The sequence below is a fragment of the Sulfurimonas sp. RIFOXYD2_FULL_34_21 genome (assembly GCF_001830805.1).
Classification (GTDB): domain Bacteria; phylum Campylobacterota; class Campylobacteria; order Campylobacterales; family Sulfurimonadaceae; genus Sulfurimonas.
Map to the genome: position 1 here is coordinate 306504 of NZ_MICH01000015.1, position 20247 is coordinate 326750.

Here is a 20247-nt window from a genome sequence, read left to right on the forward strand (position 1 = left end):
TTATGAGTGCTACAAATGCACTCATAATAAACAATAAGAATCTCTATATAGCTTTTGCAATTATTCTGTTTAATCTAGCAATAAAATCAGCCGTATCTTCAAGTTCCCTGCCTTCAAACAACTTTGCTTGGTCTAAGAGTACATGTGCTGCATCATTAATTAAATTTTGATCAGCTGAATCTCTTAATTTTATAATCAATTCATGCTTTGGATTGATTTGTAAAATCGGTGCAGGTTCTGGAGTGTAACCGCCTTGTCCCATCTGCTTCATCATCTGAGCCATCATGTAAGACGGATCATCTTTATCAACTTTTAATTTAACAGGAGAGTCAACTAAATCAGATGTGGTCTCAACACTTTTTACACTCTCTCCGAGTATATCCTTAAGCTCTTTTGCTAAACCTTCATAAGTTTTTGCAACTTCCTCTTCGTGTGCTTTCTCCTCTTGGCTCTCTTCAAATTTAGCATCTGCTGCAGGAACTAGTTTATACTCTTTGTATTCAGTAACCATAGGGAAGATAATAGTGTCAACTTCTTCATTAAGCACAAGTACATCAATGCCTTTTGCTTTAAATTTTTCTAATGAAGGAGAACTTTTGAGCATTGAGAGTGAAGCTTTACCCGTAATGTAATATATCTCTTTTTTCTGCTCATCTACATTTTTGATAAACTCTTCAATCGTTGTTTTTTCAGTAGAATTTAGAGTATTGAACTGTAAAAGTTCTAAAATTTTCTCACGATTACCGTAATCGCTGTAAAGTCCCTCTTTAAGTACATTTCCAAACTCAGAGTAAAATTTATTATATTTTTCTTTATCATTTTTAGATAGTTTTGCAAGTTCAGAGAGTACTTTTTTAACTGATGCATTTTTAATTTTTGCCATAATAGCGTTTGATTGTAAAATCTCACGAGAGACATTTAGAGGCAAATCTTTTGAGTCGATTACACCGCGTAAAAATCTTAAATATGTCGGCATAAGCTCTTTTTCATCGTCAGTAATAAAGACACGGTTAATATAGAGCTTGATACCTGTTTGATAATCAACTCTGTATAAATCCATAGGCGCTTTACTTGGAATATAAAACAGAGTCGTATATTCTATGGCACCTTCTGCTTTATTGTGCATCCATACAAGCGGTTCTTCGGATGAGTGAGCAATTGAGCTGTAAAAATCTTTATACTCTTCATCTTTTATCTCATTTTTAGAAATTGTCCAAAGTGCATTTGCACGATTAATCTGTTTATTTTCAATCTCTGTTTTAGAAGCCTCTATCTCTTTTCCATCATCATCTTTAACAGCTGGAACATACTTATCTTTATCCATAAAAATTGGGAACGGAATGTGATTTGAGTATTTTTTAATAATATTTTCAATTCTATATGATTCTAAGAACTCACCTTCATCATCATTTAGATACATTACAACAGTAGTTCCATGGTTATCTTGAGTTGTATTTTCTATATCAAACTCACCATCACCATTGCTTGTCCACAAGTACGCCTGCTCTTCACCCGCTTTTTTAGTTGTAACTTCGACTTTATGTGCAACCATAAAACATGCATAAAAACCTACACCGAATTGACCGATAAGATTAGAATCTTTTTTCTGATCACCGGAAAGATTTTCTAAAAATGCTTTGGTACCGGATTTTGCGATAGTACCCAAATTGTTCATCAAATCCTCTTCGTTCATACCGATACCAGAATCTTTAATAGTTAAGGTCTTGTTCTCCTTGTTAGCTACGATATCGATACGAGGTGCAAAAGTCACACCTTTATATTTTTCATCCGTTAAAACTAACATGTTTAACTTATCAAGTGCGTCTGATGCATTTGATACTAGCTCACGAATAAATATCTCTTTGTTTGAATAAAGTGAGTGTATCATAAGATTTAATATTTGATTTGCTTCCGTTTGAAACTGATGTTTTGCCATCATTTAATCCTTTAAATTAAAATTTAAAAGAATACTAGCAAAAAAAAGTTAATAAATACAAATAGACTAAATACTATTTAGTCAATAAGACTAATAGTTCTTTAGTCTAAAAACAAATAGAAGTGCTTTTATCAGTATAGTATAATTTGTTACTATTTAAATGTAAAATACAAGATACAATAATATATAGTTATTTAGATTAAGGAGTTAGTGTGAAAAAATTTATTGCATTAGTAACGGTTGATTTCTCAAAAAGTAGCTTTGTAGTTTTAGAAAAAGCGATTAGTTTTGTCAAGAGTATAGATGGCGAAGTACATGTTGTACATGTAATTGAAGAGTCATTTTTTTCATCAAAACATAGCTTCGATTCCATTCAAGAGAGTGGATTTGCTAAACTAAAAAAAGATTTTGATACTATTGATAAGAGTAATTATCACTGTGCACGAGGTAAAATAAAAGTTGAAGTGGGTAGTGTTGCAAAAGCTATAGATGCTGATGTAATAATTATAGGAAATAGCGGTGAAACAAATTTTTTAAGTGAACTTATTATGGGTTCACATACAAAAGAGATTGTAAAAGAGTCTAAAGCGCCTGTATTGGTTATTAAAAACAATCATGAATTAGCTTATAAAGATATTTTAGTATTATCAGATTTATCTGATAACTCAAAAAATGCAATAACAAAAGTAGCTAATATCTTTCCAACTTCAAATATTAAGCTTATAAATTTATATTATCTGCCGATTGATAACAGAATTAATACTTACGGTTTCAATGAAGATGATGTTCTTGAATATAAAGCATCAATTGAAAAAAATTCAAAAGACAAAGCAGAATCTTTTTTAAACTCTTTAAATTTACCAAAAACTTCAAAAGTATCTATATCTACAATAAAAAGCTCATTAAATCCTAAACTCTTTAAAGAGGAGATTAGTGATATAAATTTTGATTTATTGGTACTTCACGCTACTCAAAATGTCAGTTTTTTTGCTTTTGATATTCTTGAAAATTCAGATACTGATGTCTTTATAGTAAAATAGATTTAAATGCAAAATGATTTCATTGAGTTAATAAAACCAATACCAAAAATCCACTCAAACAGGTGTAAAACAGTCTCGTTTTTACTAAAAGTGTTTTTACAATATACGACTGTATTGGCCGGTCTTATTAGTTTGTATTTATATGATTTTTTTATTGCTTTATTAACTGTAGTTTTAGCTTTTATAGTGATGGGGATAGTTCGTTCAAAACTAAGAAACAGCGTAATACCTTTTACACAAAGAGAGTATCAATACAGCGATAAAGCCATAGCCGATTGGTACACTGCCAAAGAGCTATGTTATGAGACAACTCAAAGTTTTAACGAAACACCGTAATCCATAATATGACTCTCATGTCTAAGCTCATTTTTGATAACACTTGCAAATATTTCCATTTTATCAATTTCACCGTGAATTAGACAGAGTTTTTTCAAATTTTTAATAGAGCGCATCCACTCAATCAACTCATGTTGATCTGCATGAGCAGAAAAGCCGTTTATAGTGTATATTTTGGCTTTTGCAACAATATCTTCTCCATATATCTTAATAGATTTTTCACCGTCAACTATGCTTCGCCCTAACGTTCCTTTAACTTGATACCCGACAAAAACAATTGCATTTTTTGGATTCCACAATCTGTGTTTTAAATGATGCATAATTCGCCCGCCGTTGCACATACCGCTTCCCGCAATTATTATCGAGCGCTCTTTTACTTTGTTTATTCTCATAGACTGGTCTCTTGTAGATGTATGTTCAAGCCATGCAAATGAGAAAGGATCTTCTCCACTTCCCTGTCTATATTGAAGCTCATCATTTAAATGAATTTGATATTGATTATAAAGTTTTGTTGCTTTTATCGCAAGTGGACTATCAAGAAAAATTCTGCATTTTGGCAGCTCTCCGTTATCATGCATCTCATGAAGCAACCATAGTATCTCTTGAGTTCTTTCAAGTGCAAAAGAGGGTATTATTACACTACCGTTTTGTCTAAGCGTTGACGAAACCGCCTCTTTAAACTCTTCTATACTCTGCTCTAGCGGCTTATGATTCCTGTCTCCGTAAGTTGATTCTATAAATAGCGTATCTGCCTTATCTATTTTATCAGGATTATCTATTATCAGCCTCTGTGGGGAACCTAAATCACCAGAGAAAACCATTCGCTTATGTTTGTTCTCTTCTTGATAGTCAATCATAACAAAAGCACTTCCCATGATATGTCCTGCATTTCCTAGAGATACTCTTACATGTTGTTTTAATTTATGTTCTTCAAAATAGTCTAAAGTACACCACTTTTTAGCAAAAACTGCTTTTACGTCATCTTTGGTATAGAGCGGTTCTAAAACGCTCTCCTCTTCACCGCGTCTTCTGGCTTTTTTGCTCATAGTTTTGAACTCTTCATACAAAATACCCGCACTATCAAGCAACATAATTTTTGCAATATCGCGAGTAGCATTAGTCGCTATTATTTTACCGGTAAATCCATCTTTTACTAATTTTGGAACTCTTCCTATATGGTCGAGATGGGCATGCGTCAAAATAAGATAGTTAACTTTTGACGGGTCAAAATCAAAAGGTTTATAATTTTTATCACTACCTACACCTCCTTGAAACATACCACAATCAATTAATATCTCAATAGAACCTATTTTAACTAAATGGCACGAACCTGTTACAGTCTGTGCCGCTCCATACGATGTTACGGTTACCATTATTAAATCCTTGCATAATTAGAATTTTAAAGCTTCTCGATTATATTCAAACTTAACTCTTATAAAACTTACACTATAATTCAACCTAAAAAAATAATGCATAAACAGAAGAGAAAATGGCACTAATTGACCTACTAAACATATCAAAACATTATGAAGCACAAAAAATTTTAACTGATATAAATTTTCACATAGACGAAGGTGAAAGAATAGTTATAATCGGAAAAAACGGAAGCGGAAAATCTACTCTTATGAAGATTATTAACGGAACTCTTGAGCAGGACTTGGGAGAGAGAATAATAAGACAAAATTTAGAAGTAAAAATGCTCTCTCAAAAACCTGAATTTAAAGAGGGCGATAGCGTTAGAGAAGCTGTTGAGGCAGGTCTTGACGAATTAAACAAAGCAAAAGCGAGATATAACGAACTGTCAATTCTCTTAGCCGACGATTTTGAAAACAAACCGCTTCTTGATGAATATGAAAAGCTATCTCGATATATTGAACATCATAACGCTTGGAATTTAGATGATAAGATAGAGAGGGTAATTCAACACTTTGATTTAAAACAATATGAAAACAAACCAATATCGCTTCTAAGCGGAGGAGAGCAAAGAAGAGTCGCCCTTGCCTCTTTACTACTTCAAAAACCGGATATCTTGCTGCTTGATGAACCTACCAATCATCTTGACGTATATATGGTTGAGTTCTTGGAAGAACTTCTTTTAAAAGAGAAATTCACTCTTGTTTTTATCTCACATGACAGATATTTTATTGATAGAGTCGCTACAAAAAGTGTTGAAGTAGAAGATTGTTCACTTAGAGAGTATAGCGGTGGATATAGCAACTACCTAACCCAAAAAGAGGAGTATATGCGAACTCTGGAAAAACAGCATGAAAATTTGCTTACAATCTTAAAACGCGAAAATGAGTGGTTTTCAAGAGGAGTAAAAGCTAGGCTTAAAAGAAATGAAGGTCGTAAAGAGCGTTTAATGTCTCTAAGAGAAGATGCTAAAACAAATCCCTCTAAAATAAGAACAATGTCACTTGAGCTTGAACGTGAAGCTAAACATTTTAATCGTGATAAAAGCATCAACAGACAAAAAATGCTATTTGAAGTAGAAAATCTATGCTTAACTCTAGGAAACAAAGAGCTTTTAAAAAATTTTAGCACCAGAATACTTCAAAAAGACGTAATAGCCATAGTCGGGCCAAACGGAAGCGGAAAATCGACTCTGCTTAAAGCTCTTTTAGGACGGATAGAACCAACTAGCGGAATTATAAAACGAGGCGAATTTCAGATAGGATACTTTGACCAACATCGCGAAATGCTTGACGATGAAAAAAACCTAATTGAGACTTTTTGTCCTTACGGCGGTGATCGTGTAAGCGTGCGAGGACGTGACATGCATGTTTACGGCTATCTAAAGAACTTTCTTTTTCCAAGAGAGTTTTTGGATAAAAAGATAGGCGTGTTAAGCGGCGGCGAAAAAAACCGTATTGCTCTTGCTCTGCTTTTTACAAAAAATGTAGATATTTTAATACTTGACGAACCTACAAATGATTTGGATATTCCTACTATAAATATATTAGAAGAGCAGCTAACAAACTTTAGCGGAGCCGTAATAATCGTAAGTCATGATAGATATTTTGTAGATAAAATTGCAAAAAAATTATTTATATTTAAAGAAGACAAACATATTGAAGAGAGTTACCAAAACTATTCCGAATATTTAGAACTTGAAAAAGAGTTAAAAGAATTACATGTAATGGAAAAAGAGAGTCAAAAAACAGAGTCAAAAGTAAAAGAGAGCAAACCAAAAGAGTTAAAACTTACTTTTAAGGAAAAAATTGCTCTGGAAAAATTACCGCTTGAGATAGAAGAACTTGAAAGAAAAATAGATGAAAAAAACAGCTGTTTAGCAAATCCTAAGTGTTACGAAAAAATAGGGATAACAAAACTTGCCAAAGAGTTGGAAGAACTTAAGAATCTATATGAAATAAAAGTTGAACAACTTTTAATAATTCAAGAAAAAGAAGAGGAGATTAATAATAGCTAATGCACTTAGGCATTAGACTATTTTTGAGCATCCCTCAGAGTATCTGCTATCAAAAATGCAAGTTCAAGAGCTTGATTTGCATTTAGACGCGGGTCACAGTGAGTATGATAACGAGAACTTAGATCCTCTTCAGTTACAACAAGAGAACCACCGATACACTCAGTAACATTTCTTCCTGTCATCTCTAGATGAACTCCGCCTGCGAATGTTCCTTCAGATTTATGAACTTGGAAGAACTGCTTCATCTCCGTAAGTATAGAATCAACAGGACGTGTTTTAAAGTTATTTGAGGACTTTATTGTGTTTCCATGCATCGGGTCACAGCTCCAGACAACTTTTTTACCTTCTCGCTCAATTGCACGAATTAGTTTTGGCATACCTTCACCGACTTTATTTGCGCCCATTCTTACTATAATATTTAAGCGCCCTGCTTCATTTTGCGGATTTAACACATCACAAAGTCTAATCAAATCATCAGGATCCATTGAAGGACCTGCTTTTACACCTATAGGATTATTAATACCTTTCATATACTCTACATGTGCCCCGTCAAGCTGACGAGTTCTATCGCCAATCCATAACATGTGAGCAGAAGTATCGTACCAGTCTCCAGTCAAAGAGTCTTTTCTTGTAAAAGCTTCTTCGTAAGGAAGCAGTAACGCTTCATGTGATGTATAAAAATCTGTTTCACGCAGTGTTCTATGTGTTTTAGAAGTAATCCCGCATGCTTCCATAAATTTTAAAGACTTTCCTATCTCTTCAGCCAAGTCCTCATATTTTTTACTTATTTCACTCTGATTAGTAAAATCTAAATTCCATTGATGAACTTGATGTAAATCAGCCAAACCTCCTGATGCAAACGCACGAAGTAAATTAAGCGTTGCAGCCGATTGATTATACGCCTTTATCATTCTTTGCGGATTTGGGATACGAGCTTCTGACGTAAAATCAACTCCGTTTATAATATCTCCGCGATAAGCATCAAGCGTAACGCCGTCTATTGTCTCTGTATCACTTGAGCGAGGTTTCGCAAATTGACCGCCTAAACGACCTACTTTAACTACAGGAAGTCCGCCTGCATATGTCATAACAACTGCCATCTGCAGAATTGCTTTAAAGGTATCACGAATATTTTGAGCATGAAATTCACTAAAACTCTCTGCACAATCTCCACCTTGAAGTAAAAATGCTTTTCCCTCTGCAACATTAGCTAACTGACTCTTAAGAGAGCGTGCCTCACCCGCAAAAACAAGCGGCGGATAATTTTTTAATTCACTTAAAACTCTCTCTAACTCATCTTTGTTTGGATAAGTCGGCTGTTGAACAATAGGCTTTTGTCTCCAACTTGATGGACTCCAAATACTCATAATAAAACCTTTTTTTAATATATATAATTAATCTAATTTTTGTAATTCTACATTATGGTACCTAAAATGGTACTGATTACTAAATTTAACATAATTAAATGGCAAAAAAGCTCTTTTTTATGCTTAAAAATGTATAATGTCCTATATTTTTTATGGATTATCAATTATGGAAAAAACCGATTTAAAAGCACTAGTAGAAGAGATTTACGAAAATCTTCTAGAGCGTATAGATTTAGAAAAAGAAGCAACAAAAGTGCAAGTCGTCAATTATTTGAGAGATGCAATAGATGTTGTCTCAAACATAAACGATAAAGATATAGACTCCATAGAACATGCAAAAGCAGCTTTTAACAACTCATATAAAGAACTTATAAACCAGAGTCTAAGCTCATATAAAAACACAAATGATAAGTTTGGAAAGCTTACCAAGTTAAATGAACAAACATTGCAAGAGTGTGACAAGAATCAGATAAATTTAGAAACCTTAACAGCTAAATTTAATGATATTCAAACACATATGGTTGATGAAGTAAAAAAAGCAAACAATGTAATTTTGGAACTTTCTGAAAAAGTTAAAGTTTTGGAGCAAACTTCAAATCTAGACCCTCTTACAAAAGTTTTTAATAGAAGAGCTCTGATTTCTTATCTTAAGGGCGTATGCTCAGATAAAAAAACACCGCATATTTTACATGTACTAATGATAGATATTGATAATTTTAAAATCATTAATGACAACTATGGACATATTGCTGGGGATAAAATTTTGATTTTTATAGCAAATATTCTTAAAAAAACACTCAGAGAAGGCGATAAAATATTTAGATTCGGCGGGGAAGAGTTCACTGTTACGATAAACCGCAATACTGATGAACAAGCAGAATCAATAGCACATAGACTTTTAAAATTAATTAATTCAAATAATCTTATTTATATGGGTGAAAAGATATCCGTTACTGCAAGTATCGGGATGACAAAATATCTTAAAGATGATACACCGGACACCCTTATATCCAGAGCGGATAAGGCTCTTTATATCTCTAAACACAGCGGTAAAAATATGGTTTCTAAGGTTTGTGAATAATGAGTTTCAGTTATTTTGATGTTATAGTATCTATAATAATTCTTCTTTTAGGATTAAAAGGCATTATAAACGGTTTTTTTAAAGAACTTTTTGGTCTTTTAGGTATTATCGGCGGTATATTTATAGCTTCTAGGGTTGCAGAAAAAGTCGGTCAAATGCTTAGTGATTTAATTTTCAAATTTGAAAACAGCGCTGCTGTAAGTTTTACCGGCTTTTTGGTTACGCTTACAATCTTTTGGCTTTTTATGGTCGGGGTCGGCGTTATATTTAAAAAACTAAGTTCACTAAGCGGTCTTAGCATATTTGACAAGCTTTTAGGTTTTTTCTTTAGTGCAAGTAAATTTTTCCTAATTGCAGCAGTAATAGCTTATGCTACATACAATGTAAAAGCTATGAAAACAACTATTGATTCAGTTATGAAAAACAGTTTTATATTTCCAATACTTGTGGAGACAGGGAGTGTTATCATGAAATTAGACCATATTAATATTTCAGATGACATAAATCAAACAATAGACAAAAGCAGTGAGTTAATACAAGAGAAAATGGGAGAAACAATTCAAAACTCTGCTCTTAAAATATTAGAAGAGACAAAAACAAAACTAAATGAAAATTTAGAACAAAATTTATCAGATGGAGAACATAGGTAAAATGGGCAATATTACTACTAATTTTAATGATAAAACTATTAAGTATAAACAGTTACTTGAAGACTTCAAATCACTTCTCAAAATAAATAACCTTAAGTTTACTATTCAAAGAGAAGTTATATTAGAGACTCTTTACAATTCAGACGAGCATCTTACGCCGGAATCTCTTCACAATCTTATACAAGAAAAGTTTCCTGATCTAAAAACAGGAATTGCAACCGTATATAGAACTTTGTCACTTTTGGAAGAGTCAGATATGGTTACATCACTATCTTTTGGGGCGCAAGGTAAAAAGTATGAACTTGGTGCTAAACATCATCATGACCATTTCATATGTAAAGTTTGCGGAACTATTACTGAATTTGTTGATGCCCAGATAGAAGAGAGACAACACAAAATTGCCGAGGAACTCGGTTTTGATATGCAAGACCACTCTATGCAGATTTACGGTATCTGTAAAAACTGCCAAAACAAATAAAGGAAAACTATTGGTTTTTGATAACAAATTTATACAACAAAGAATTGAAAAAGCACAACTTCTTAAAAAAGATGGAATTAATCCATATTCAAATGACTCTAAAAGAAATACGACAATTGAAAAATATTTAAATGTAAATTCAGATATTTTCCACAAAGAAAACAAAAGAGATGAAAAACGTCACTATATAGTAAGTGGACGTATAAAACTGCTCAGAGTTATGGGTAAAGCAAGTTTCCTTCATATTGAAGATGAGAGCGGAATACTTCAAGTTTACGTAGCAAGAGACAATCTTCCTGAAGGTTTTTATAATGAGATTTTTAAAAAACTAATAGAAGTCGGTGATATTATTGAAGTTTCAGGATATCCATTTGTAACAGGACAAGGCGAACTTTCACTCCATGCAGATGCATTGAAATTGCTAACAAAAGCCATTTCTCCTCTTCCTGAAAAATTTCACGGCGTAACGGATAAAGAGATTAGATATAGAAAAAGATATCTTGATCTTATAATGAATACAGATGTCCGCAAAACATTTAAGATTCGCTCAAAAGTAATCTCTCTTACTCGCCGCTTTTTTGAAGACAAAGGCTTTTTGGAAGTTGAAACACCGATGATGCACCCGATTGCAGGTGGAGCAAATGCAAAACCTTTTGTTACACATCATAATGCTCTTGGTATTGACAGATACCTTAGAATTGCCCCTGAACTTTATCTTAAAAGACTGATTGTAGGCGGATTTGAAGCTGTTTTTGAAATAAATAGAAACTTTAGAAACGAGGGAATGGACGCAACACACAATCCAGAATTTACATCTATAGAATTCTACTGGGCATATAAAACATATAAAGATTTGATAGAAATTACAAAAGAGTATTTTAGATATCTTTTTGACCATTTAAACCTTCCTACACATTTGCCATATGGGGATGTGGAAGTTGATTTTGGTAAATTTAGTGAAATCCCTCTAATCGAATCATTATATACTATCGGTGGTGTGCCACAAGAGATAGTAAACGATAAAGATAAAATTATTGAATTTTTGCTTAATAAAAATATTGATGTAAGCAAAGCTATGACCTTAGGGCAGCTTCAAGGCGAACTTTTTGACGAATTTGTCGAAGCAAAACTTATAAATCCTACTTTTATAACCGAGTATCCGGTTGAGATATCTCCTCTTGCAAGAAGAAGTGATAAAAACCCAGATATTACAGAGCGTTTTGAGCTTTTTATTGCAGGTCGTGAGATAGCAAACGCATTTAGTGAATTAAATGACCCAGTTGATCAGCTTGGTCGTTTTGAGGCTCAAGGTGCTGCAAAAGAGAGCGGAGATGACGAAGCTCATGAGATGGATTTAGACTTTGTAGAGGCGTTAAGCTATGGTATGGCACCTACAGCCGGTCAAGGAATCGGTATAGATAGATTAGTTATGCTACTTACAAACGAACACTCAATAAGGGATGTTTTACTATTTCCTGCAATGAAACCGATACACATAGAGGAGTAGAATTTATCTACTCTTTAATTGTCTCTGGTAAAGGCAGCTTAATTATAAATAGCGAACCCTCTTTGGAGTTTTTAGCTTCTATAGAACCGCTAAATTTCATCTCTACAATTGTTTTCGCTATAAATAGTCCCAGTCCAGTTCCTTGAGACTTATGTTTAGTCGTAAAATATGCATCAAATAATTTATCGCTAAATGATGGGTCAAATCCCCCACCGTTATCATAAATTTTAATAAGGCAATTTTTATTTTCAGCGACAGACTCAATAGTTATTTTACCGCTATTTATACTTTTTTCCATTATTGCATCAACCGCATTATGAATTATTATCAAAATTACCTGCTCTAACTCACCTATAGAGCCGTAAACAGATGATGATTCATCAAGCTTAGCTTCTATTGTAATTTTCTTCTTATCAAGCATGCTATCTAACAACTGCATACTATCTTCTACAGCTTTTTTTATAGAAAATAGTTCCATATTTTTTTTCTTATGATCTTCTTCTAAAAAATTTTTAAAAATATCAATTGTTTTTGACATAAATGAAACTTGATTATCAATCTCCTTAAAAAGTTTTTTTTGATATATAGAGTCAACTTCTCCCATCATACTCTTAATTGTTAAGTCTGTGATACACAACTGAATAATATTAAGCGGTTGCTTCCACTGATGCGCTATATTGCTTATCATAGTTCCCATCTCTATAAATCTTGATTGTTTTAACAAAAAAGCATCTTTAGCCTTTTCACTCTCCTCTTTTAACTTCTTCTCTGCTATAGCCTCATCAATATTTTTTTGCATATGACGAAATCCATTGACAATTTCAAATATTACATCATCTTTTTTTTCACTAAATAGTTCAAATTTAAGTACATCTCCGGGCATATAACCTTTAATATCTGCTGCAATCCTTCTTAGTGGCATTAATAACCCTTTTAACAAACGCATCTCCAGATAAAAATATAAAATCAACAAAGCACTAAGTAAAATTCCGGTAATAGTATATTTACTCGCCAAATCTTTTAACATGTGATGTCCGTATGCTATTTCAACAGTTCCTATTATATTTTTAGAATCAATACTTTCAGGACTATAAACACTTTTTTTATACTCTAGGTTGTATGAATCCTCAAAAATATATTTTGGCGACTTTATTTCTGATATTAGTGTCTGGTTTTTATCTCTAAAGGCTATGTATTCAAGCTTATAATCTATAAGCATACTTTTAAAAAATTCGTCCATTTTGGAGCTGTCCACTTCGCTGTTTATAAAATACCAAACACCTACTTTGGCAGATAATGATTCAGCAATTATTGCAATATGCCTCTGCTCAGATTTCATAAAAGTATCATTAACAAGTTTGTAGATAAACATCCCGGCAGAAGCGGTTATTAAAGAGAGTACTACAACAATAAATAGGAGAAGCTTCCGTTGCAATGAAACAGCACTGAGTGACTTTACGAATTTGTCATATATAATATTCATTTAAAATATCTCTCCCTTTCATACTTTACCGGTGCGTCTGATGAATTATATCATATCTACTCATTTAGCCTATGTAAAAATGTAGTATGCTATAATTGTCTTCAAATAAATACAAAAAGTTGAGATGCAATGCTATTTTATAGAGTCCGGTTTAAATGATTTGTCATTTATCAATTTTAGAAAAACGTAGCATTATCATTTTTCTAATACTTTTTACAATAATTTCTACACATTTGCATGCTGAAGAAGAGAACGTTATAACATCTATTACTTCTGAAATGGAGCTATTTGGCGACATTGCAACTAAAACTAAACTAAACGAACACTATCAACCGTACATTATATCGATATTTCAAGGAAAAGAGCTTGAAAAGCTTGGTGTCTCTACCCTTAAAGAGGCATTGACTTTAGTTCCCGGTGCCGATACGGCAACAGACAATTTTAATAATCAAGTTCCTATATTTAGAGGTTCAAATCCTCTTGCTTATGGTCAATCAAAACTCTTTATTGACGGCGTATCGGTAAACAACCTCTTTTTTGAAGGGTATTCCGAATATTTATCATTGCCGATTGAGATGATAAAGCGGATAGAAGTAGTAAGAGGTCCAGGAAGTAAAACAAACAAGGTTAACTCATATGCAGGTTCTATCAATGTTATTACATATGCTGAAGATATGAACAGCGATGAGAAAAATGATAAAATTATTTTTAAAGCAGGATCTTACAATTATAAAATGGGCGGCTTTACAAAAACTTACAAAAAAGATGACTTCAGTCTCTTTAGCGACTTCTTTTACCAGCAAGACGACAAAAAATTATCCTCAGGATATGATGCTTTATCGCAAGGCTTGTTTAGTTTTTCATCTCCTTTTGTTATAGACAACAGACCACTTTCAAGCTCTGCAGATGCCCCGCTATGGTTAAAAAACTACTCTTTAGGTATGACACTTAAGTATAAAGAGTTTTCTCTTAAAGCGCGAACACTTAATCATAAGCAAGGAGCAGGTTACGGCTATCTTTACATGTTACCACAAGAAAATGATTACCTTAAATCACCAAGCCACTATCTTGAGCTGGCATATGACAAAAAAATAGATGATTACGATATTAATATTGCTGCCGGTGCTAAATATGATACATTTGATTATAACGCTAAGGTTGCTCCTGATAATTTTAAAACCCCCACTGCAATATTTAGTGATGGAATGTATGGAGAATACTACGCAAAACAGCGCACACTCTATCAAGCAGCTTCTTTAAAATATAGTGGTTTTGAAAATCATACTATAAGTATAGGCTATCGACTTACTAATGAAGAGACAATAGATATGTTTTATAAACTCTCAAACTTAACAACCGGAAACGCGGCGCTAGTTGATTACACACAAACACGTCCATTCTTTGACAAAGATGCCAAACGAAATACCTATACTTTTACTATTGAAGATGAGTACTCTTACAGTGATTATTTAGTTTTTACTTATGGATTTAATTATGAAAAAACTTCACTTCAAAATAGTAATTTTGATCCGAGAATCTCTGCCGTGTATCAATATGACGTCCAAAATATTTTTAAAGCTATATACAGTAAACTAGATAGAAATCCATCTTGGCAAGAGATGTTTATTATAAATAACCATGCAATTTCAACAAACAAAAATCTTAAACCAGAACATGTAAATGCTTATGAAGCAGCCTATATTAGAAAATTTTCCAGCGATGCTCATCTACAAGTAAATCTCTTTTTTTTAAACAATAGCAAACAAATACACAATACTACGGCGCATCCAGATTATGAAAATATAAAAGATATAGATATTTATGGAACAGAATTAGAATATAAGGGAAACGTTACTCATAACGATCAGCTGTATCTAAACTACTCTTTTGTTGATGGAAAAGACAACGACAATGTAGAGTTGGCAATTGCAGCACAACATATGGCAAAGGGCTACTATATTTATAATATAAAAAACAATATTTCAATAAGCACTATTTTAAAATATGTAGGGTCTAAAGAGAGGGAACAAAAAGATACTAGAGAAAAACTAAGTGACTATTATACTGTCGATGCTTCTTTATACTACAAAAATAAAATCAACGACTATAGTCTAACATTAAGTGTAAAAAATATATTTGATCAAAAAGTTAAACACCCATCTGCTAGTGATACTTACCCGGATGATTACACTCAAGAACAGAGAAGCTTTATGGTTACTTATGTAAAAAGATTTTAAATGAAAAAATTTATTTTATTATTTTTTACTTTAACTGTTACTATTTATGGATATACATACAATGAAATGCTTATCAAAGCACAAATAGCCGTTTTTCCTAAAATTTTGCTTCTTGATAAAAAGATAAACAACAAGTTAGTAGATAATAAAATTGTATTTATTATAGCCCATGAAGAGAGCGATGGTACAACAGCAGCAAATATACAAAATATTTTCTTGCAACTCTATAAAAATACTCTCTCCAATTATGTATTTGAGACAAAAACAGTAGAATTTTCAAAAATATCGCAAAGCACCGAAGCAACGGCTATTTATATATTAAACTCACAAACAGCAATAAAAGATTTGTCTAATATATGTGCATCTAAGGGAATTATTACTTTTTCATACGATATAAATAATTTAAAAAGCGGTCTTATGTTCTCTCTTATGCTTGAAAAAAATACAGCACTTTATATAAATAAAAAAAACTTCAAAAACAATAAAATAGATTTCATCCCTTCACTATATGAAATAGTAAAATTTATCAATACTCAAGAAGACGAACAATAAGCAGTTATATAATTCAACTACTTTTTATTATGAAATCAACTTTAAAGAGATAATTATTTAATCAAAATACCATTCAGTCATTTATTATTATACTTTTTGTATAATCCATATATTTAACTTACAAGGGAATTTGTAATATGAGTTTTTTAAAAGAATACGATAAAGAGATATTTGATTTATGCGAAAAAGAGTTAGAGCGTCAAACTAACCACTTGGAGATGATTGCATCTGAGAACTTTACGCTTCCAGCCGTTATGGAAGCAATGGGTTCTGTATTTACTAACAAATATGCAGAAGGCTATCCTTCCAAACGTTACTACGGAGGATGTGAATATGCGGACGGCGTCGAACAGCTTGCAATTGACAGAGCATGTAAGCTTTTCGGATGTAATTATGCAAACGTACAACCTCACTCCGGAAGTCAGGCAAATGCTGCTGTTTATGCCGGTCTTTTAAAAGCCGGTGACAAACTTTTAGGAATGGATTTAAGCCACGGCGGTCACTTAACGCATGGTTCAAAACCTAGCTTTTCTGGTCAAAACTACTCAAGTTTTACATACGGTGTTGAGCTTGACGGTCGCATGAACTATGATAAAATCTTAGAAATTGCAAAAGCAGTGCAACCAAAAATCATAGTTTGCGGTGCATCTGCATATGCCAGAGAGATAGACTTTAAAAAATTCCGTGAAATTGCCGACGCGGTCGGAGCAATTATGTTTGCTGATATTGCCCATGTTGCAGGACTTGTTGTAGCAGGTGAACACATGAGTCCATTTCCTCACGCTCATGTCGTAACAACTACGACTCATAAAACTCTTGCGGGTCCAAGAGGCGGTATGATTATGACAAATGATGAAGAGATAGCAAAAAAGATGAACTCTGCAATCTTCCCAGCTCTTCAAGGCGGACCACTTGTACATGTAATAGCTGCAAAAGCAGTCGGGTTTAAATATAACCTCTCTCCTGAATGGAAAGATTATGCTGCACAAGTAAAAGCAAACGCAAAAATTCTAGGTGAAGTATTGGTTAAAAGAGGTTACGATTTAGTAAGCGGTGGAACTGACAATCACTTAGTTTTACTCTCATTTTTAAATCGCGAATTTTCTGGTAAAGATGCTGACATTGCTCTTGGAAATGCAGGCATTACGGTAAATAAAAATACCGTTCCTGGTGAAACAAGAAGTCCTTTTGTAACTTCAGGCATCCGAATAGGTTCTCCTGCACTTACTTCAAGAGGAATGAAAGAGAAGGAATTTGAGTTTATTGCAAATAAAATAGCCGATGTTTTAGATGATATCAATAATACTGACTTACAAGCAACGGTTAAAGAGGAACTAAAAGCATTAGCTCAAAACTTTGTAATTTATAATCAACCGACTTATTAATTAAATTAAAGGATAAATAATGACAGCCATGGATTTAAAACTTATAAAAATGATTAGTGACCATTACTGGATAAAGAGGGATGAAGTAGTTGACAAGATTCTCTTTAAAGGTCGTACATTTTACAATAAGTTTGAAAAAGTAAATTCTGCGCTGTCGCAAACTGTTATCAATCAGCATATTAAAGGTGAGATAACAGTGGCTCACTCTTTAATTAACAAACTCGGTAAAGTAGAAAATATTGTTATTGACTATAACGGAAGAGACCCTGAACGTTTTTATCATAAAGCACAACTTCTTCTTCGTGAAGAGGGTTTTATAAATTTCACGGCTTATAAAACGAAAACAGAAGGTCATCTTCATGTTTACATACACAAAGGACACACCACTCTACAAGAGGCTATACAGCTAGGAAAAATGATATCTATGAAATTAGCTGCTAAACAGCCAAAGCAATGGAGAATGTTTCCAAATGCAGATATGCCTGATGAGTATAATATTTTAACTCTACCGTATGAAGTTTATTCTAAAGAACGTGGTGCTTCTTGGTCAAAGCATATGTAGTGTTTATTTAAAATACACTCACTATAAACAAGTTTTTGGTATTATTATAAACATATAAGTTAAAGAGGAGAAGTTATGGAAGAAAAAAGTGAATTAAACGATATTATACTAAACAAAAGTAGCTCATCTGCAGGAAATAAAAAAATCATTTTGGTTGTGGCTACGCTTGGTGTTATTTTAATTATTGTTGTCATGCTTATGAGCACCCTTGCGTCAAACGGCACAAGCAACTTGCCTCAAGCAGCTCTTCCGCCTGAACCGCAAAAACAAACAAAAACTATTACCGACGAACCTCTTTTTGAAGAAGTTAAGGTTGTAAAAGAGTCTTCTGCCGAGAATGCCTCTTTAGATAAAATTGCACAAAAACTAAAAGAAGAGAGTATAAAAGAGAGTGCCAAAGCAACAGAAAGTGTAGAAAAAACTGAGCCTGCTAAAGAAGAAACTCCTAAAACTGTTGCGCAAAAACCTAATAAAGCAACAATAAAAGAAGCACCTGCGCCTGCGCCTGCAGTAGCTTCAAGCGGATATTATATACAAGTAGGCTCATTTGCAAAATACGAACCTAATAAAAAATTTCTTGATTCAATTTTAAAACTAGGATACAAATATAAGTTTCACCAAGTGACTATAAATTCTAAAGAGATTAATAAAGTTTTAGTTGGTCCTTTTAATAGCGAATCCGAGGCTAGAAAAGCACTAAAACCTATTAGAAGTTCTGTAGAAGCCGCTGCTTTTATAACAAAAATATAACTCTTAATGCTCCTATTGCAGGAGCAATTATATAAACAAGGTACTCATTTGATTTACTCTAAACAATTTTTCCAAGATCAGTTAGCTCCAATAGCAGTTTATGCAAAACTAAAAACTATATTTAAAAATGAAATCTCCTATCTTTTTGAGAGTGCAGGACAAAGCGAAGGAAACTACAGTTTTATTTGTATAGGTGCAAGAGAGAGAGTACAATATATAAACAATCAAACACTTTACACCGATGTTAATGGCGTAAAGCATGTAAAAAATGAATCCCCATTTGACTTTTTAAAAAACTACTACAAAAATATAGATACTTCAGCCTACAAAAAAGCTTCAGCAGAGTTAAAAGTCGGATATGTAGATGGTTTTATAGGGTATATCGGCTATGACATGGTCAAAGTCTTTGAACCAAAACTTAAAACAATTATGGAAAATCTTGTAGATGAGTTTAATACTCCCGATTTGGATTTAATTCTTCCAAAGATTATATTAGTATATTCTCATAAAAATCATCAACTTACACTTATAAGTACCGTTAAAGAGATGAGTGACAAGTTTGCGATGATTGAAGATGAGTTAAAAGGTTCATATGAATATATCCATATGAAAAGAAATATCGGGGACGATAAGGGTAGCTTTGCACATACTAAAGAGCACTTTTTCAAGATGGTTGATGACTCTAAAGAGATGATAAAAAGCGGTGATGTATTTCAGATACTCATGACAAACCGTTTTACAAGAAAAATAAAAGTTGACCCGTTTAGCTTTTACAGAATTCTTAGAACTAAAAACCCATCACCATATATGTTTTTGATGGAATATGAAGATTTTAACATAGTCGGCTCTTCTCCTGAAGTTATGGTTAGACTAATAGAGGGAAAACTTCTTCTTCGTCCGATTGCAGGAACTCGTAAAAGAGGCAATACAAAAGAGAGAGATAAAGAGCTAGAATATGAACTTCTTCATGACCCAAAAGAGCTCTCTGAACATCTTATGCTAATTGATTTAGGCAGAAATGATGTAAGTCGCGTTGCAAAAACTGGAAGCGTAAAAGTAGAAGATATGATGCATATCGAGCGCTTTTCACATGTCATGCATATAGTCTCTGATGTCACTGCTACTATTGCTGATGATAAAGATATGTTTGATCTCTTCATGGCTACCTTTACAGCGGGAACAATGACGGGAGCACCAAAAATTAGAGCAATGGAGCTTATCGCTGAATATGAAGGGTTAAAAAGAGGATTTTACAGCGGAAGCGTAGGCTACTTTGGGTTTGATGGAAATATGGATAGTGCAATAACCATAAGAACTGCTATGGTAAAAGATGATAAAGTAATTCTTCAAGCCGGTGCAGGTGTTGTGGCTGATAGCAAAAATGAGTTGGAGTATCTGGAAGTTAAAAATAAACTAGGTGCATTAGTACATTCACTAGAAGATTTAGACTAAA

17 protein-coding genes are annotated in these 20247 nt (G+C 33.1%); 13 read left to right on the top strand and 4 right to left on the bottom strand.

From position 1 onward, the window contains the following. Window positions 1-43 precede the first annotated feature (43 nt). The gene (gene htpG, locus A2530_RS11620) at window positions 44-1936 is read right to left on the bottom strand and encodes a molecular chaperone HtpG (protein ID WP_294885212.1); all 1893 of its coding nucleotides are present in this window, start codon (window positions 1934-1936) and stop codon (window positions 44-46) included. A 212-nt stretch (window positions 1937-2148) separates the two neighbouring features. On the opposite strand from htpG, the gene A2530_RS11625 reads away from it, so the two are divergent. Both A2530_RS11625 and A2530_RS11630 read left to right on the top strand, forming a co-directional pair. Next, entirely contained in the window at window positions 2149-2976 is an 828-nt protein-coding gene (locus A2530_RS11625; protein WP_294885211.1) for a universal stress protein, read from the top strand. Between the two features lie 6 nt (window positions 2977-2982). Continuing rightward, window positions 2983-3312: a hypothetical protein gene (locus tag A2530_RS11630; protein ID WP_294885210.1), complete on the top strand. Its 330-nt coding sequence runs from the start codon at window positions 2983-2985 to the stop codon at window positions 3310-3312. On the opposite strand, the gene A2530_RS11635 is transcribed toward A2530_RS11630, so the two are convergent. Continuing rightward, complete coding sequence (locus tag A2530_RS11635) at window positions 3288-4685, bottom strand: MBL fold metallo-hydrolase RNA specificity domain-containing protein (protein ID WP_294885209.1); 1398 nt, start codon at window positions 4683-4685, stop codon at window positions 3288-3290. The two genes, A2530_RS11630 and A2530_RS11635, sit on opposite strands and share 25 nt — an antisense overlap. A 116-nt stretch (window positions 4686-4801) precedes the next feature. Here A2530_RS11635 and abc-f point away from each other — a divergent pair, with 116 nt between their 5' ends. Then, window positions 4802-6742 (top strand): ribosomal protection-like ABC-F family protein, encoded by a 1941-nt coding sequence (gene abc-f, locus A2530_RS11640; protein WP_294885208.1) that lies wholly within the window; start codon window positions 4802-4804, stop codon window positions 6740-6742. A gap of 17 nt (window positions 6743-6759) precedes the next feature. Here abc-f and A2530_RS11645 read toward each other — a convergent pair whose 3' ends face one another. Next, the gene (locus A2530_RS11645) at window positions 6760-8112 is read right to left on the bottom strand and encodes a class II 3-deoxy-7-phosphoheptulonate synthase (RefSeq protein WP_363114136.1); all 1353 of its coding nucleotides are present in this window, start codon (window positions 8110-8112) and stop codon (window positions 6760-6762) included. Window positions 8113-8275: 163 nt separating this feature from the next. Between A2530_RS11645 and A2530_RS11650 the strand changes: the two genes are divergently transcribed. From A2530_RS11650 to lysS, 4 genes are read left to right on the top strand one after another with little or no spacing between them, the layout of a single operon-like run. After that, window positions 8276-9190, top strand: a complete 915-nt coding sequence (locus A2530_RS11650) for a GGDEF domain-containing protein (protein ID WP_294885206.1) — start codon at window positions 8276-8278, stop codon at window positions 9188-9190. Then, window positions 9190-9840: a CvpA family protein gene (locus tag A2530_RS11655; RefSeq protein WP_294885205.1), complete on the top strand. Its 651-nt coding sequence runs from the start codon at window positions 9190-9192 to the stop codon at window positions 9838-9840. Before A2530_RS11650 ends, A2530_RS11655 begins: the two co-directional genes overlap by 1 nt. Before the next feature lies 1 nt (window position 9841). Beyond that, entirely contained in the window at window positions 9842-10318 is a 477-nt protein-coding gene (locus A2530_RS11660) for a Fur family transcriptional regulator (RefSeq protein ID WP_294885204.1), read from the top strand. Between the two features lie 10 nt (window positions 10319-10328). After that, window positions 10329-11825, top strand: a complete 1497-nt coding sequence (gene lysS, locus A2530_RS11665; protein ID WP_294885203.1) for a lysine--tRNA ligase — start codon at window positions 10329-10331, stop codon at window positions 11823-11825. A 7-nt stretch (window positions 11826-11832) separates the two neighbouring features. Here the strand turns inward: lysS and A2530_RS11670 are convergent, their stop codons facing one another. Further along, window positions 11833-13308 carry a HAMP domain-containing sensor histidine kinase gene (locus A2530_RS11670; protein ID WP_294885202.1) on the bottom strand — a complete coding sequence of 492 codons (1476 nt, stop codon included), beginning with the start codon at window positions 13306-13308 and terminating at the stop codon, window positions 11833-11835. A gap of 155 nt (window positions 13309-13463) precedes the next feature. Between A2530_RS11670 and A2530_RS11675 the strand changes: the two genes are divergently transcribed. The 6 genes from A2530_RS11675 to A2530_RS11700 all read left to right on the top strand — a co-directional run bounded on the left by A2530_RS11675 (window position 13464) and on the right by A2530_RS11700 (window position 20246). Continuing rightward, a complete protein-coding gene (locus tag A2530_RS11675) occupies window positions 13464-15545 on the top strand; it encodes a TonB-dependent siderophore receptor (RefSeq protein WP_294885201.1) in 2082 nt (693 codons plus the stop codon). Beyond that, entirely contained in the window at window positions 15546-16097 is a 552-nt protein-coding gene (locus A2530_RS11680; protein WP_294885200.1) for a hypothetical protein, read from the top strand. A gap of 137 nt (window positions 16098-16234) precedes the next feature. Beyond that, window positions 16235-17482 (top strand): serine hydroxymethyltransferase, encoded by a 1248-nt coding sequence (locus A2530_RS11685; protein ID WP_294885199.1) that lies wholly within the window; start codon window positions 16235-16237, stop codon window positions 17480-17482. A 19-nt stretch (window positions 17483-17501) separates the two neighbouring features. Then, window positions 17502-18044 (top strand): DUF1882 domain-containing protein, encoded by a 543-nt coding sequence (locus A2530_RS11690; protein WP_294885198.1) that lies wholly within the window; start codon window positions 17502-17504, stop codon window positions 18042-18044. A gap of 75 nt (window positions 18045-18119) precedes the next feature. Then, window positions 18120-18794, top strand: a complete 675-nt coding sequence (locus tag A2530_RS11695) for an SPOR domain-containing protein (protein WP_294885197.1) — start codon at window positions 18120-18122, stop codon at window positions 18792-18794. A gap of 48 nt (window positions 18795-18842) precedes the next feature. Next, the gene (locus A2530_RS11700; RefSeq protein ID WP_294885196.1) at window positions 18843-20246 is read left to right on the top strand and encodes an anthranilate synthase component I family protein; all 1404 of its coding nucleotides are present in this window, start codon (window positions 18843-18845) and stop codon (window positions 20244-20246) included. The last annotated feature ends 1 nt before the right edge of the window (window position 20247 follow it).